The organism is Pedobacter sp. KBW01 (assembly GCF_003852395.1).
Classification (GTDB): domain Bacteria; phylum Bacteroidota; class Bacteroidia; order Sphingobacteriales; family Sphingobacteriaceae; genus Pedobacter.
The window spans coordinates 39,773-55,327 of the sequence record NZ_QAJQ01000016.1; the positions used below are offsets into that span (position 1 = coordinate 39,773).

10 protein-coding genes are annotated in these 15,555 nt (G+C 44.0%); 8 read left to right on the forward strand and 2 right to left on the reverse strand.

Annotation, left to right across the window (positions count from 1 at the left end; all coding sequences use genetic code 11):
- Positions 1-28 precede the first annotated feature (28 nt).
- Positions 29-706 carry a FecR family protein gene (locus DBR40_RS17185; RefSeq protein WP_124560975.1) on the reverse strand — a complete coding sequence of 226 codons (678 nt, stop codon included), beginning with the start codon at positions 704-706 and terminating at the stop codon, positions 29-31.
- A 60-nt stretch (positions 707-766) separates the two neighbouring features.
- On the reverse strand, positions 767-1,315 hold the full coding sequence (locus DBR40_RS17190; protein ID WP_124560976.1) for an RNA polymerase sigma factor: 549 nt from the start codon (positions 1,313-1,315) through the stop codon (positions 767-769).
- An 859-nt stretch (positions 1,316-2,174) separates the two neighbouring features.
- Here DBR40_RS17190 and DBR40_RS17200 point away from each other — a divergent pair.
- From DBR40_RS17200 to DBR40_RS17235, 8 genes are read left to right on the forward strand one after another with little or no spacing between them, the layout of a single operon-like run.
- Positions 2,175-5,117 (forward strand): SusC/RagA family TonB-linked outer membrane protein, encoded by a 2,943-nt coding sequence (locus tag DBR40_RS17200; RefSeq protein WP_158674073.1) that lies wholly within the window; start codon positions 2,175-2,177, stop codon positions 5,115-5,117.
- A 10-nt stretch (positions 5,118-5,127) separates the two neighbouring features.
- Positions 5,128-6,666, forward strand: coding sequence for a RagB/SusD family nutrient uptake outer membrane protein (locus DBR40_RS17205; protein WP_233603922.1), 1,539 nt, complete (start codon positions 5,128-5,130; stop codon positions 6,664-6,666).
- Positions 6,667-6,668: 2 nt separating this feature from the next.
- Entirely contained in the window at positions 6,669-7,331 is a 663-nt protein-coding gene (locus tag DBR40_RS17210; RefSeq protein WP_124560979.1) for a hypothetical protein, read from the forward strand.
- Positions 7,332-7,344: 13 nt separating this feature from the next.
- Entirely contained in the window at positions 7,345-8,367 is a 1,023-nt protein-coding gene (locus DBR40_RS17215) for a DUF5007 domain-containing protein (protein WP_124560980.1), read from the forward strand.
- Positions 8,368-8,389: 22 nt separating this feature from the next.
- On the forward strand, positions 8,390-11,584 hold the full coding sequence (locus DBR40_RS17220; RefSeq protein WP_124560981.1) for a SusC/RagA family TonB-linked outer membrane protein: 3,195 nt from the start codon (positions 8,390-8,392) through the stop codon (positions 11,582-11,584).
- Between the two features lie 11 nt (positions 11,585-11,595).
- A complete protein-coding gene (locus tag DBR40_RS17225; RefSeq protein ID WP_124560982.1) occupies positions 11,596-13,152 on the forward strand; it encodes a RagB/SusD family nutrient uptake outer membrane protein in 1,557 nt (518 codons plus the stop codon).
- Positions 13,153-13,174: 22 nt separating this feature from the next.
- On the forward strand, positions 13,175-13,918 hold the full coding sequence (locus DBR40_RS17230; RefSeq protein ID WP_124560983.1) for a fasciclin domain-containing protein: 744 nt from the start codon (positions 13,175-13,177) through the stop codon (positions 13,916-13,918).
- A 13-nt stretch (positions 13,919-13,931) separates the two neighbouring features.
- A complete protein-coding gene (locus DBR40_RS17235; protein WP_158674074.1) occupies positions 13,932-15,536 on the forward strand; it encodes a DUF5008 domain-containing protein in 1,605 nt (534 codons plus the stop codon).
- The last annotated feature ends 19 nt before the right edge of the window (positions 15,537-15,555 follow it).

A 15,555-nucleotide genomic window follows, 5' to 3' on the forward strand; every position in this document is an offset into this window, starting at 1 on the left:
AACACTCGTCCGATCAGGCGGGCGGAAGTCAAAGTGACATATAGTGAGGGCCTGCGGCAGCGGTAAATACCGCACTTTCGTTCGGTTTTAGAAATACCATCTGCTTAGCAGAAGTAACTTTACCAAAGCCGGCAACAACCTTTACACTTGTTTTATCGTTATCGAGCCCGATATGAAACGAGGCACCCAATACCTTGATGCTAACTGCGCCCGAACTAACAATAAATGGGTGTTTATGGTCTTTGGCCACCTTAAAAAAAGCCCCCCCTTTTACTAAGGTTACAGCCCTTACCTGATGCGCAAAACGCTGCGGATAGCGAAACGTTGAATGAGCTGCAAGGTACACTACACTTCCATCAGCCAGCTTTACCGAATCGGTAGCAGCCGCTGTACTGAGTGTAACTTCTTTCGGGTTAATTTTAGCATTTAACAAAATCCCTGCACCCACGATAAGCACAACCAGCGCAGCCGCAGCGTACTTGATGTAACTCGTCCACGATTTGGCAAAATGGGCCTGTTTTTTAATCTGGGTATATATGCCTGCAGAAACCGCTGCTTTTTTACCCATCTGCTCCCCATCCCATTCGGCACGCTGGTATTCTTCGCTAAAGAAATGATCGAGCAATCTTCTTTCTGCTTCAGTAATGGTTCCCTTTTCTTGTTTTTCTACCAGGTACTCCAGGTAGTGCATTTCTTTTTCGATCATAGTACTAATATTCGTGTATAAGTACCAAATGAGTCAAAATAGTACTATTGCTGCCTGTTATTAAATCGTTAAGCTATGTTTAAGCAGTATTAACAGGTAAAAGCCAAAAGGCATAATAAGTCCCGATGTTTCGTTGGTATGAAACCTCAATTGCTTTAAAGCTGATGTAAGCTGGTTTTTAACCGTTTGTTTAGAGAGGTTAAGTACTTTGGCAATTTCATCAATATCCATCTCCTGTATTTTGCTCATTACCAAAATCTCTTTCCTTTTTTCGGGCAGGCGCTGCAGCAGTCCGTACAGCTGATCCATCAGTTCCGTTTCGAGTGTACCCACATTATCGATCAGGTAATTTTCAAAATTATCTTCCATAATGGTGGTATCCGTCTTTTTCCGCCGATATTCTTTTAAAATCTGGTTTTTAGCGGCCCTAAACAGGTAATTTTCTATCGAAACAATGTTTACTTCGGTCTTGCGCGCCCACAGATCAGTAAAAATATCCTGCACAAAATTCTGCGAAAGAGACTCATCCCTGGTCATCCGAAAACAGAATGCATACAGTTTCTCCCAATGGCGGATATAGATGTATTCAAATTCTTTCAAGCAGATCATAGGGGATGATTAATTTTTAAGCCTAAGAAATGAAAAAGATGTGGCCTGAATTTTACTTGAAGGTTATGTTTTAATTAAATTTTGGCGTTTAGCCGGCATGTTCCGAGAGAGAAAGCTAGCCGAGCCAGCTTTTTTTAAGCTACCCAACCGAAAAGTAAATGCCCAAACAGGCTTTTGAACTAAATAGTCGATTTTCAGGCAATTATACCCGATTTTCTACCTTTTATTTAAGGATTTTCATCTTTTTTTAAAGTAGAATATAGCAGTTTTGATTTAACCAAACCCATATCCTTTCCGGCTTCGGGGAAGATATGAAAACCTTATAGGCAGGCTGTCCCCAAAAGCAGGCTTATAAAACAAATTAACCAAAACGATTAATTATGAAAAAACCACTACTTCACAAACATGGCTTTCTGAAGGTTTACCAGGCTTCGATCCCAATTCCTTTCGGCTGTTTGTTACCAGGCGTACTGTTGCCCCTGCAACCTTACCACCGAACGTACCTAACAGCACTATTATGCGGTGATGCCAAAATCCTAATGTTTCCAGTTCAAGGCCAAAATTTACAACCGAATTAAGCAAGCCCCCAAATTTTAAAGGTAAAAACAGTTAAACAGTTTACCCGGTGCATAACACCATGAAGAGCAGCTACAAGCCCTTTTCATGCTGTTGATGTAATAGCCACAATAGTGGCCCGGTAATTTATTGCCCTGCCGAAAGGTGTGGGTGGATCTGTATTGCTGTTTTTAAATAGACAAGCCAACAAACATGATATAAAATGAACAAAAAAAATCAAGCATTGGATCCATACCTAAACCCGTTTCAACCGGTATGTTTATTTAAAAACATCCCCAAAAAAATGGGTTTATTTTTAGTGCTATCCACCATGATTAACTGTGCAGTTAACCTTAAATCGTATGGAAAAAGCGCAGTTAACCCGGTTGGCATCTGCTTTCAGGATACCACCAAAAAAGCAAAACAGCCAGCTGCCATCGATTCGGTGGTATTGGTAAGCTATGTATCCAAAAGAAATACAGATACCGTAAAACTCAATCAGGTAAGCAAATATCCTTTTATCTCCCTGCAACAAGCCTTAAAAAGCAATACTAAAGGCTTGTATGTGCAGGAAATTACCGGCGAGCCGGGCAGTGCCAACCAATCGATGCTGTTACGAGGCTTAAGCCGTCCTTTACTTTCTAAAACCAATGTTGCAGAATCGCAGCCTGCTGTTTTTATTAACGGTATTCCTTTAATCGGCGATAATCCTTTTGTTTATAATGTACAGGAATACGATTTTTCGCCAATAGGGCCCGCCACCAATCTGTTATCTGCCATCGATCTCGATAACATCCAATCTATAAACGTAATCAGTAATTTGGCAGCCGTTTCTATTTATGGTCCGCGCGCTGCCAATGGCGCCATCTTAATTACCACCAAAAATGCACATCAGGGCAACCGCGAAATTTCGGTAAACAGCTATTTCGGTTTTGCCAGTAAAAACAAGGTAACCACCACCAATGGCCGCGACGAAAGCCTGTTGCGTAGTATTTTTTACAATAAGTATGCTAAGCCCGAAGATTTCGACAAATACCCGGCTTACCTGGCCGATGCCACTAACGAAAACTATTACGGCCGTTCAGACTGGACCGACCTGTACTACAAAAACGCAGCACTGCATACCATCAATGCCAGCATAACCGGTGGAACCTCGCGATCTAACTTCAGATTTTTTGCCGGCAATACTTCTAACGCAGGCAATGCCGACGATACGCGCCTGAACCGCTACAATGCAGCTTTCTTTATCAATGTACTGCCGCTGAAATGGCTCACCATCTCAACCATGGTTAATGCTACCCGCCTTAACCGCGACCGCAACCGCTCATTGCGCGATCGTTTTGCAGAAATGCAATACGTACCCGACCTCATTAGCCCCATAGCTCCAAATAAAACCATTTATGGCAATTACCTAAGCGAGTACGAAAACAAAACCATCGATAACAATATCAACAATGTAATACAAGGCTCGTTCTCGGCCAATGCCAGGTACATGAACTTCGATTTCATTAGCCGCGTATCGTTTGATTACAATGAGGGCATGCGCGATTTATTTTACCCCACCACTTTAATGGATGGAAACAACTACGTATCTAATTTTTATGCCTACAACCAGCGTTTAAACATCGATAACTCCATTGCTTACAATTTTAAAGTAAACAAAGCCCACGTATTTAAGGCATTGTTCGGCCATACGCTTTCGCGCGATGTAAATAAATACAACTACCTGCAGGGCTATAAAGGTACCAGCGATTATATACGGATTAACAGTGTAGATGGCGATGTTAATGAGAAAGACTATTTACAACCTCAGGGCTTTTTCACCAAAAAATTTACCGATAAACAAAAAATCAACATTAGCTCTTTATACGGCAGTTTTGATTATACCCTGAACAACGAGTTTTTTGCTACCCTGGTAGCCCGTACCGATGGCGCCTCGAACATGCAGGCCAATAACAGGTGGTTCTTTTCGCCATCGGTAAACACCAAATGGGACATTACTAAATACCTTAAAAGCGGTGTACTGAATAACTTAAGCTTAAACGCCTCGTATGGCCGTTTAGGTACGCTTAACATTACCGATATGTATGGTGCAGGCCCGCAATATGTAAGCGATCTGGGTTGGAGCTCCAATAAATCAGTAGGTTCTTATGGTGGTATTGGTACACTTTCTCGCCCGTACAGCTCGGGCTGGATTGGTTACGATATTCCATGGGCCTATGTACAGGCACTTGAACTAGGCGCCGATGCCGCTTTCTTAAACAACAGGTTGCAAACCCGCCTGTCTTTCTATTCTAAAACCAACAAACGCATGCTTTTAGGCGTGCCGGTAAATGCCGAATCGGGCTACACCAAAGAGTACAAAAGCGGCATGGATGTAAACAATAAAGGCATAGAACTGGCACTTTCGGCCGAAATCATTAAGCCTAAGGCCAGTACGCTGGGCTGGAATGCCGATTTCAATATTGCTTTTAACCAAAATACATTAAAAGCCCTGCCCAACAACCTGAACGAGATTACCATTGGCACACAAAAACTTACTGTAGGCAAACCGGTCGATCAGATTCTGGTACTGCAAAGTCAGGGCGTTTACCAAACCGATGTAGATGTACCTGTAAATCCAGCCAACTTCCAGATCATGACCTACAAAGGCCTGAAACTGCATGGTGGCGATCCGAAATGGAAAGACCAGAATGGCGATTACATCATCGATGAAAACGATAAGGTAGCCATGGGCGGTTATATGCCCCGCATTGTCGGCAATTTTAGTAGCACACTGAGCTACAAGGGCTTTAACCTCGATTTCAACATCTACTTCGCCTTAAAACGAAGCATCATTAACCAATCGGCAGCCAACCAGCTCGATTTCATCAACAAAACCGGCAATAACAACATCAACTCGGTAAACGAAATCACTTTCTGGCAAAAAGGCATTAATGTGGCCGATTACCCAATTTACAATCCATGGAGTGCTGTGCAATCGTACCGTACCGATCAGGATATTTTTATCGAAAATGGTTCTTATGCCAAGTTAAGGTCTGTTTCTCTGGGTTACGACATCTCGAGCTTCAGGTATTTTAACAAAACCTTCCGGAAAATTTATGTGTACGCCTCAGCACTTAACCTGTACACCTTAAAAAGTTATACCGGCGGCGATCCGGAACTGGTGAGCTATACCGGCGAAGATACCGGTTATGGCTTGCCAATACCGAGAACATTCACACTAGGTTTAAAAATTGATTTATAAGCACATCCACATGTATAACAAAATAAAACCATCCAGAAACGTAATCAAAAAGATAGGGATGTTTATGCTATTCGGTACGGTATTGCTATCGGGCTGTAACAAAGAACTCGATATCGATTCTACCCACCTGGTAAACGAAAGCAACAACTGGAAAAGTTTAGCCGATGCCCGCTCGGCCCTGCTGGGTTCGTACGGCTTACTCAGGGCTGCACTGGCCGATAATAATGCCCACTGGCTGTATGGCGATGTGCGCATGGGCGATTTTAAAGCCACCTCCCGCCTGGATTTAAAGGCTATTGCCGAAAACAACTTAAATGCACCTTATCCGGTAGTAAAATCATTAAGCAACTGGCGTAAATTCTATGCCGTAATTAACAGCTGTACGGTTTTTATTGATCGTGCCGGCGAAATTTTAAAAAACGACAAGCAATACACCGAAGAAAATTACAAGATTGATGTTGCTCAAATGCGGGCACTCAGGGCCTTTACCTACTTTTACATGGTCAGGATCTGGGGCGATATCCCGCTGATTACGGCCTCTACCGACGGTAATTTTATCGAACGGCCTAAAGTAGCATCAGAAATTGTATTGCAGTTTGCCACCAGCGAATTGCTGGCCGTTGTTAATGCTTTGCCTTACCGCTATGGTGCATTGCAAAACGGTTTCAACCAGCAAACCTATTACGGTAAGGTTGCCCCGCACTGGGATGGTATCTTACTGAACCGCATTTCGGCCTATTCCATTCTGGCACATATTGCAGCCTGGCAGGGAAAATACCTCGATGCCGTTGCCTACTCGAAATTTGTAATGACCAACTTTGGTTTAAGTGGTGCCATTTATACCACCACACAAAACCTCACCAAGGTAGATGGCCTGTTTTATGGCAATAACGCCTCGCAACTGGTAGGCTTTCCGTTTAACTACAATACTGCCGAAATGAGCGCTGTAGGCCATATCGAAGATCTGGCGCTGGCAGCTCCCATCATTTCAAAAGCTGTACCGCAAATTAAAATGCCTGATGATGTAATTGCAAGCATATTTAACGAAGCAAACGACCTCAGGTTCAGGTTCGATCCCCTTACCGGTTTACCCGTATCCGATTATTTCAGCGGTTATGGTACTTCAAACACCGTATTCAGCAAAGTAAAATGTATCCGCAATGCCTCTACCGACGGTACACTGGCCATTTACAGCTCAGCTTTAATTTTTACCCGGATAGAAGAAATTACACTGCTTTATGCCGAATCGCTGGCTGCTATAGGCAGTATGGAAGATGCTACAGATGCTTTGGACATTGTACGCAACAGTCGTGGTATTGGCCTGTACAAGGGTACAAATGCCGGATTGATTGACGCCATTTTTGCCGAACGCCGGAGGGAGTTAATGGGCGAAGGCTGGCGCTGGTACGATCTGGTACGCTACAACAAACTAAAAAACAACGACCCAAAATTTACCGACCTGATTAAAAAAGGCGGCATTTACTGGCCTATTGATGAAGAAGTGCTAAGCACCAATGCAAAAATTACTCAAAACGAATATTGGAGGTAACGATGATAAAAAGTATTAAAAATATAGCCTGCTGTATGGCCATAGCCCTGTTTGCCCTTGCCTGCAAAAAAGACAATGGCGCCTACAACTATGAAAACGAAGCCAATGTATTTGATGGCAATGCTTATGCCTACCTTAAATCGCAAACCGGTAAATACGATTCGCTGCTTAAAGTATGCGAGCGGGTAAGCTGGGCAAAAGATACCTTAAGCAACAGTAAAGCCATTACCGTGTTTTCGCTTACCAACCGCAATTTTTCAGTGGCACTAAACGCCCTGAACAACCTCAGGTTAAGCCAGAATAAAAAAGCATTGGGTATTGCCAATCTGGATGCTGGCCAGCTGGGTATTTTATTAGACCGCTACATTGTAAGCACAAAAATAACCACCGATAGCCTGCACTTTGCTGATGGAGCCTTTTTAACCAGCACCCATTTTAAATATGGCATGAATGCGCAGGAGCTGAACTCGAATGCCAGCGGTTATGTTTTTGGTGGTCCAAAAGGGGTGGTTTACAGCGACATTAAAAACTCGCAGTATACCAAAGAATGGAAATCGGCCACTACCCAGGCGGTAAATATTGAAACCAACAATGCCATTATCCACGTGCTTTCGGCTTCGCACGAATTTGGTTTCGGCGAATTCCTCATCCGATTAAATAAATAAATCATTCAGTTATATGATACCAAGAAATAAATCAATTGCCTTATTTTTTGTAGCCATTGGCGCATTGGCCATACTGGGCTGCAAAAAATTATTGCCGAGCGATACCGATGCCTTTAATAAGGATGCCGGATTTAAACAAACCGTTTACAAACCCATACTGGGCCGTACCACTTTAATGGGCGATAATTTTAATATCGAAAGCTCATCCTTACCACTCACCTTCAAAATCGTGGCCATGCGCAATAGCGATGGCATTACCAGCCCCGAGTTGTTAAAACCCTTTCCTGTACTGGTGTGGAAAAAAGCCTACGATGGGAGCGAGAAATCGATTCAGGAAATTGAAGCCAAACGCAGCACCGAGCAGCATACCCTGTTTGAAGTAGGCGAGCACTCGGGCGAGTTTATCATGTGGGCAGAGGCCAAAAGCAATATTGTAAAAGCATTGCCCGATTCGGGCTATGTTTTCGACGTAGAAGTATCGAACAATGGCGGCCGTAAATATTTCAATAACCTGGTATTGCAGCCGCAAAGAGAGCTGCCTTACGAGCCCAACCGCATTAATCCGCTAACCGGGGCCAATACAGGCGGCACCATTACCCCAACATTACTGAACGGTATAGTGGGCGATAAATCCGGACAGCCTTTATCCAGCAGCGATGTAACCATCCTGTTTAATAAAGTGGGCGAAGGCAATTCCATTTCATTTAAGTTTTTAGATACCCTGCTCAAACCCATCGACCCCGCCAAATTTAAACTCACCAATTGGACAAAACTGGTACATGGCTTTAACATGAAAATGAGCACTACGGCTGTAAAGTACGATGCCGCTTATCCCATCCCACTTGTAACCATCCCAACGCCTTACACCAACGCTAACGGTACTCGAGCCCGCGTGGCTTTCGCTTACGATCGCATTGGTTTTGGTGGCTTCAGGGTAGAGGCCAACCTGGGTTTAGACTTTGCCATTTTCGAAAAGGGCGATTGGGAAGTCATTTTCTGGTTTAATAAAGATAACCCGCGGTTTACCAACGACTAATCCCCAGAAAAATAAGTTGAACATGAGTTTTTACAATACAGATATGACTAAAAAATACATCCTAAATTTATTGTTTTTGGTAACGCTGGCAGTATGGGGGGGCACAGTATCGGCCCAAACCCTCATCAGCGTAAAGGGTAAGGTGGTAGATAAAAGTGATGGAAACGGCATACCAGCCGTAACCATTATGGCCAGTACCACTACCCGGGCAATAGGAATGACCAGAGATGATGGTTCATTTACGGTAAGCGTACCCGATAACGCAACACTAACCTTCAAATACCTCAATTATAAAAATGTTACGGTAAAGTTAAATGGCAAAAACGACCTCAAGGTTGTAATGGCCGAAGACCGTACCTCATTGGAAGACATTGTGGTAGTGGGTTACGCCCAAAAAACAAAAGAAACCGTAATGGGGGCGGTAACCTCATTAAAAGGCAAAGATATCCAGGATGTGCCTGTAAGTAACGTAGCCGAATTGTTTCAGGCCAAAGTACCGGGCTTAAACATCCAGATCAATACAGGTAGTCCGGGTGCGGCACCAACCATTAATATGCGTGGTTTATCCGGCATCAGCGTAACCGGTTCGGGCGATAATGCCTTTTTAACTCCAACCTCACCCTTGTTCGTAATTGATGGGGTACCGGTTGATTTAAATACCGATTACCAGTATGGCTTTTCGAGCAACGGCCCGGGCATTAGTCCCTTATCATTAATCCCACCCGAGGATATTGAAGAAATCAACTTCTTAAAAGATGCCAGTGCAACAGCCCTTTATGGTGCACAGGGTGCTTATGGGGTAATTTTAATCAATACCCGCAGAGGTAAATCGAAAACCCCGATTATTCAGTACTCAACCAACTTTTTCTTCAACACCCCGCCTAAACTGCGTCAGGTAATTGGTGGTGCTGCCGAAAGTAATTTAAGGCTTTGGGAAATTTACACTTATGGAACCAATATATATTCGGCGCGCCAAAGTATCGACAACACACCCATGCTGGCCGATAGTTTAAATGCCTTTTACAACAACTCTACCGATTGGCAAAGCATTTTTTACCGCTCTACCTATAACCAGCAGCACAATGTAAATGCAAGCGGTGGCGACGATTCTTTTAACTATAAAATTAACGTGGGTTATTACAATGAAAAGGGGATTCAGGAAAATACCGGTTTTACCCGCTACTCGCTGAGCATGAATACCCGTTACAAACCCAGTCCTAAATTTAATGTAAACCTTATCCTATCAAGCAGTTTGGGTAACACCCAAAAAGGGAGTGGTAATGGTTTACTGCAAACCGGAGTAGCCTCAGGTGCAGGCTCTTCATCTTTATTGCCCGGCCCCAGTTTAATTAACAGCAGTGCAGCTTTGGGTGCTTTAATTGTTGATAACGACAATAAAGCTGGCAACATTAAAACCAGCGTAGAGGCCCGTTACGAATTTCTTACCGGTTTGGCGCTCTCTAACATCACCAGTTACGATTACTCGATGGGAACCACCGAAACCTTTAACCCCGCCATATTAAATAACAATGTGGCAGGTGTTTACTCGTACAACGATAAGCGCAGCACCTTATACAACAGGGCCATGTTAAGCTTTAACAAATCCTTTCAAAAAGATGTGCATAACCTGGGTGCCTACGTTTTCTCTGAGGTGTATGTGCGCAATTTCCAGGCACATGCCATTAAGCAAAATCAGTATACCAACGATCAGTACCAGGGGCCCTTCGGCACTGCAGCAGCAAGCTCGGGTGGCGGGGTGTTAGATAACTACTCCGATTCGAGAGCAGCATCGCTCGCCGGAAGTTTATCTTACAACTACAAAACCAAATACCTCATCGAGGCTACTTTCCGTTTAGATGGTACTTCGAGTACAGGTTTAAATGCACCATGGGCTAAAAACCCATCGCTGGCTGTAAAATGGAATTTCAACAAAGAAAACTTCCTGGCCAACTCCAAATGGCTCGATGTAGGTATGCTCCGCCTATCGTGGGGTAGAAACATTGCCCCGGTGGGTAGCGTATTCGACGCCAATGGTACTTATGATTATTATGGCAATTACAACGGTATTCCAACTACGGCTATCGATTTTAACAACCTGCCCAACATTAAATTATTGCCCACCTCTACTACCCAGTACAATGCGGGTTTAGATTTAAACCTCTTTAAAAACCGCATTACCCTAACCTTCGATACTTATTACAAAATGGTTGATAACCAGCTTTGGCAAAAGAACATTACTACACACAATGCCTTTACCAAACTTAAAACCAACGAGGTTAGCAACGTAAACATCGGTTATGAACTGGCTCTAAGTTTCAGGCCATTGCCGGCTACCAGCAAGGTAAACTGGACCCTGAGCATTAACGGCGCTTACAATAAGGAAAAAATTACCGCCCTTCCTGATGCTACCCGTCAGATCTTAATTGAGGGAGGCGCTACCGGACAAGCCATATTGTACCGCCTGGGCCGCAACTCTTTAACCAATATCCTTTACAATTTTAAAGGTGTATTTGCTACCAATGATGACGTGCCAGTTAACCCGGCCAATGGTACCCGTTACCATACTTTTAACGGTGCTGTACCCGTGTATTTCAAGGCAGGCGATCCGTATTATGCCGATATCAATGGCGATTACGTACTCGACTCGAAAGATATGGTGGGGGCCGGCAACTCCCAGCCATTAATTAACGGTGGTATCAGCAACTTCGTATCGTACCAGGGCTTTTCGCTTAACGTAATTATAGCTTATACCTGGCACCGCGATATCCTGAACAACCCGCTGGCTTCGGGCTTTCAGAACTTTGCTTCGCCTTTTTCGGCCAATAACCTGGTACCCATAAGCGAATACAATATATGGCGCCAGTCGGGCGATATTGCAAATTATCCTAATCCCTACGATTATTTGCGGTACGGAAACTATGGGGCGACCGATAAATCGACACAGTTTTTGCCTTTCCGTTATAACCAAACCCTGTTTCAGGAAGATGGTTCGTACCTAAAACTGGCTACGGTAACACTGGGTTACAACTTTAAGCCACAGTTAACCAAACGTCTGGGCATTACCAGCTTAAGGGTATTTGCTACAGCCAACAACATCCACACTTTTAGTTTTTACTCGGGTGCCGATCCCGAAACTGTGAGTTCGCTGGGCCGGGATAGCTCTGGTGGTTACCCCGTACGCAGAACCTATGCTTTGGGCTTAAACATTCAATTATAAACAGGAACACGATGAAAAAAACAATATATCTATTAGCAGCACTGCTGCTGTTGAGTGTAAACTTTAGCTGTAAAAAGTTCTTAAACGTAGAGCCGCTCAGTAAACTATCGGGCAACAATTACTGGAAAAACGAAGCCGATGTACAAAGCTACGATTTGGGCTTGTACCGCTTGTTTAGAGAAGCATCGATGAAAAATGTACTTTTCGAAATCGGCGATACCCGGTGCGGATGGGCAAGGTCTTCTGTCAAAAATTATCCGGGCCGGATTGATTTTGACTACATGGCCACCAACAACCTTAAAATGGCCATTGCGGCCCGTGCCGACCGTTCATTACCTGGTTACGAAGCCAATGCCATTAACGAATGGTTTCAGCTAAGATCGAGATATGATCTGATCCAGCAATGGACTCCCTTTTACAAAGTGATCCAGGCGGCTAACATTATGGTAAAAGAGGTAGCAGAAATGCCAGACAACATCCTTACCTCGGAGAAAAAGAAACAATATATTGCTGAGGCTGTTTTTATGCGCTGCATATCTTATTTCTTCCTAACCAGGTTATTTGGCGATGTACCCTATTATACCGAAGCCTATAACCAGGAAGCTTTGCCGCGTACCAACATGGTTACGGTTTTTAAAAATTGCCTGGCCGATTTAGGTGCCGTAAAAAACGATTTGCCCTGGACCTACAGCGATCCTACTTTTAGAGGCATCAGGGCCATGCGTGGTGGAGCCATTGATTTAATGATGCACATGAACATGTGGTGTGCCGGTTTTGATGCCGCCAATTCAGCCAGCTATTACGATGCAGTAGACCAACTCGGTAACGAACTGCAGGATATAGGTGTAGATCAGCAAAAAGCCTATCGCTTAATCCCGATTGAACAAACTTACCTCATCATGTTTGGTAAATCGCAGGAAGGTCTTTTCGAGGTTCAACTGAGCGATAATACCGGCGAATCGGTTGCCGATGCGAGGTATAAATATTCCTTCTCGGTAGTGCATATTCCTTTCTTCCCCAGCGACAGGCCTTATTCGGAAATGGCTTATAAAAGCGATTACATGAAAAGGATTTATCCTGAAGATGGTACCGATAAAAGAAAAACAATCTGGTTTGATGAGAATATTTACGACGAAACAGGCTTGTGGCAGTTCTACAAATTTTTTAACAGGGCAGCACTTGTTCAGTCTCTTGATGATAACCCCATTATTTTCCGTTTGGCCGATGCCATTTTACTGCACGCCGAAGCACTGGCCGAACTGGGCAGGGATGGCGAGGCAGCAACCTTGCTCAACGTAATCAGGGCCCGTGCCGGTGCCGATCTCTTTCCGGCAAACCCGGGCGAAGGGAAAATTAAAGATGCCATCTTTTTAGAAAGAGGGAAGGAACTCATGGGCGAAGGGCACCACTTTTACGATTTGGTACGCACCAGAAGAATTCTCGACCCTAAGTTTACACCTAACCCACTTTCGTTTTCAGCGTTTCAGGCGGGTGCATGGACCTGGCCAATCGACCCCAGTGCAACCCTTAACAACCCCTACATGACTTTGAACAATTACTGGCGCTAACCCATTAAAGCACACCTTAAACATGAATAAGTTTAACAAAAACACACTATTGCTGAGCCTGGTACTTGTACTTACCGGATTAGCCTTTAGCTGCAAAAAATACGAACACTACATTGATGGGGGCGTAAAAGAAGCCAAATTTGAGGGTACCATTTTGCAGTACCTACAGGCCAAACCCCTGCATTTCGATACGCTAACCCAGGTAATTAAACTGGCCGGCATGGAAAGTACTTTTAGCGGCGATAACATTACCTTTTTTGCTCCTACTGATCCAACCATTAACCGCGCTATCCGTACACTGAACAAAGAGCTCCGCTCAACCGGTAAAGATACCGTAAACAAACTTTCGGATATTAAACCCGCGGTATGGAAAACAGCACTTTCGCTTTATGTCTTTAAAGGCACCAACCGTCTTAAAGATTACAGTCAGGTTGATACGCTGGCCCTGAACACCTACAAAGGGCAGGGTTATCTTTCGTACAACGGTGCGCCCTTGAACATTGGCGTGGTGTATAACGATGCCGTAACCAATGCTGGTACTGCCAACGAGGTTAGGGTAAAATATGCAGGCTACAGGCAACTGATGATTTCGTATATCCCCGATCTCTCGCGCCCGCAAGCCTTCTGGATCAACGCACCAGTAGCTTCATCTGATATCAACCCCACAAACGGGATTGTACACGCACTTAAAATGGAAAAGCACTCCTTTGGCTTTAACAGCGCCTATTTTAATTCGATAGCAATAGAAAATGGAATTGGGAATTAATAAAAACAGCATTATGTTAAGAAATAAACAAATTTTTAAAAATACCCATCTGGTCTGCCTGCTGCTGCTGGCACTTTCCTTCGCATCATGTAAAAAGGAAAATCCCATTAGCGAAGATCCCTATGCAGGAGGTAAAGTAGCGCTGGGTATTAAATTCGCTTCTGATGTAGCCGACACCGAACAGGTAAACGGGGCAACCCAAATTACCTTCGAGGTAACCGGACTCATACCTTTTAAAGACAAGGTTAAGTTTTACATTAACGATACCGAAGCCAGCATTACCAAAATAACCGACAAAGCCATTACCGTACTTTTTCCGGCGGGTGCCAGCACAGGCGGAACTACACTGATTGTAGGCGACCAGATCTTTTTTGGCCCGGCTTACCGCGTAGAAGGCAAGGTTGAGATTGATGCCACTTTTGCTTCAAATACCAGTTTCGCCAGCATCAGGCAGGTTTTACCCTTAGCCAATGGCAACCTGGTAATGGTGGGTTCCTTTAGCAATTACATGGCTGCAGCCACGATCAAAAAGCCCATCAACAACATCGTATTAACTGATGCAAACGGTTTTATTACTTCTGGTTTTTCAACAGGTAAAGGTGCAAATGGCCCCATATCTTCTATCCTCAGGTTGGCAAGTGGACAGTTTATCGTAGGCGGTACACTCACTACTTACAACAACGTTATCGGCATGAACAGCGTAACCCGCTTAAACAGTAATGGTTCTGTCGATTCAACGGTAGTAGAAGTAGTAGGTAAAACCTCCGACCATTCTTACGATACCGTAGCCACCTTTAATGGCGGCGTAAATGGTGTAGTAAACAAAGTTTTCAATTACAACAACAGCATTTATGTGGTAGGCAGCTTTACTAACTATGCCGAATTTTTCTACGAGCGTTCTACACGCGACAATAAAGTAGTGGGCTATACCAAACTCAACAACTTGTTAAAAATGAACATGAATGGTAAAATGGATTCGAGTTATAATTTTAATGTAGCTACCAATTTGCCTTTGGTTGCCGGCAATGGCCCCGTTAGTGATGCATTAATGCAAAGCGACGGCAAAATTATCCTCGTGGGTTCATTTACCACCTATCAGGGTTTAAACAGCAACCGCATTACGCGCATTGGCACCAATGGACTTATAGATCCAACTTACCCTTCGGGCACTGGTGCCGACGATGCCATCAATGCCCTTACCTACAGTGCAACCTCCGGCAAATACCTGGTTGCTGGTGCATTTAGCAATTATAACGGATTTGCCTCCAAAGGCCTGGTGATGTTAAATACCGATGGCACGGTGGACAAAAGCCTGGTGCTTAAAACCATTGAAGGCGGGAACATCAGTAAAGCCTTTCAGTTAAAAAGCGGTAAAATACTCGTATTCGGTTCATTTAAAAAGTACGACGGAATTATCCGACAAGGCTTTATGGTATTAAACCCCAATGGAAGCCTGGCCGCCGGATACAACAATACCGGTAAATTTCAGGGCATTGTAAACGATGTTTACGAAAGCACCGACATTTTTGGTAACCCTACCGCACTTATTGCAGGTACTATTTCTCTTTTCGATAACCAGCAGGTAGCCGGTGCAGTACGCATCTCGTTCAAACCATAATCACGTTGTTAACCAAATA

Excerpts from the sequence above, each read along its gene's own strand:
- DBR40_RS17185 (WP_124560975.1), bottom strand. The coding sequence starts at position 706 with ATGATCGAAAAAGAAATGCACTACCTGGAGTACCTGGTAGAAAAACAA.
- DBR40_RS17190 (WP_124560976.1), bottom strand. The coding sequence starts at position 1,315 with ATGATCTGCTTGAAAGAATTTGAATACATCTATATCCGCCATTGGGAG.
- DBR40_RS17200 (WP_158674073.1), top strand. The coding sequence starts at position 2,175 with ATGGGTTTATTTTTAGTGCTATCCACCATGATTAACTGTGCAGTTAAC.
- DBR40_RS17205 (WP_233603922.1), top strand. The coding sequence starts at position 5,128 with ATGTATAACAAAATAAAACCATCCAGAAACGTAATCAAAAAGATAGGG.
- DBR40_RS17210 (WP_124560979.1), top strand. The coding sequence starts at position 6,669 with ATGATAAAAAGTATTAAAAATATAGCCTGCTGTATGGCCATAGCCCTG.
- DBR40_RS17215 (WP_124560980.1), top strand. The coding sequence starts at position 7,345 with ATGATACCAAGAAATAAATCAATTGCCTTATTTTTTGTAGCCATTGGC.
- DBR40_RS17220 (WP_124560981.1), top strand. The coding sequence starts at position 8,390 with ATGAGTTTTTACAATACAGATATGACTAAAAAATACATCCTAAATTTA.
- DBR40_RS17225 (WP_124560982.1), top strand. The coding sequence starts at position 11,596 with ATGAAAAAAACAATATATCTATTAGCAGCACTGCTGCTGTTGAGTGTA.
- DBR40_RS17230 (WP_124560983.1), top strand. The coding sequence starts at position 13,175 with ATGAATAAGTTTAACAAAAACACACTATTGCTGAGCCTGGTACTTGTA.
- DBR40_RS17235 (WP_158674074.1), top strand. The coding sequence starts at position 13,932 with ATGTTAAGAAATAAACAAATTTTTAAAAATACCCATCTGGTCTGCCTG.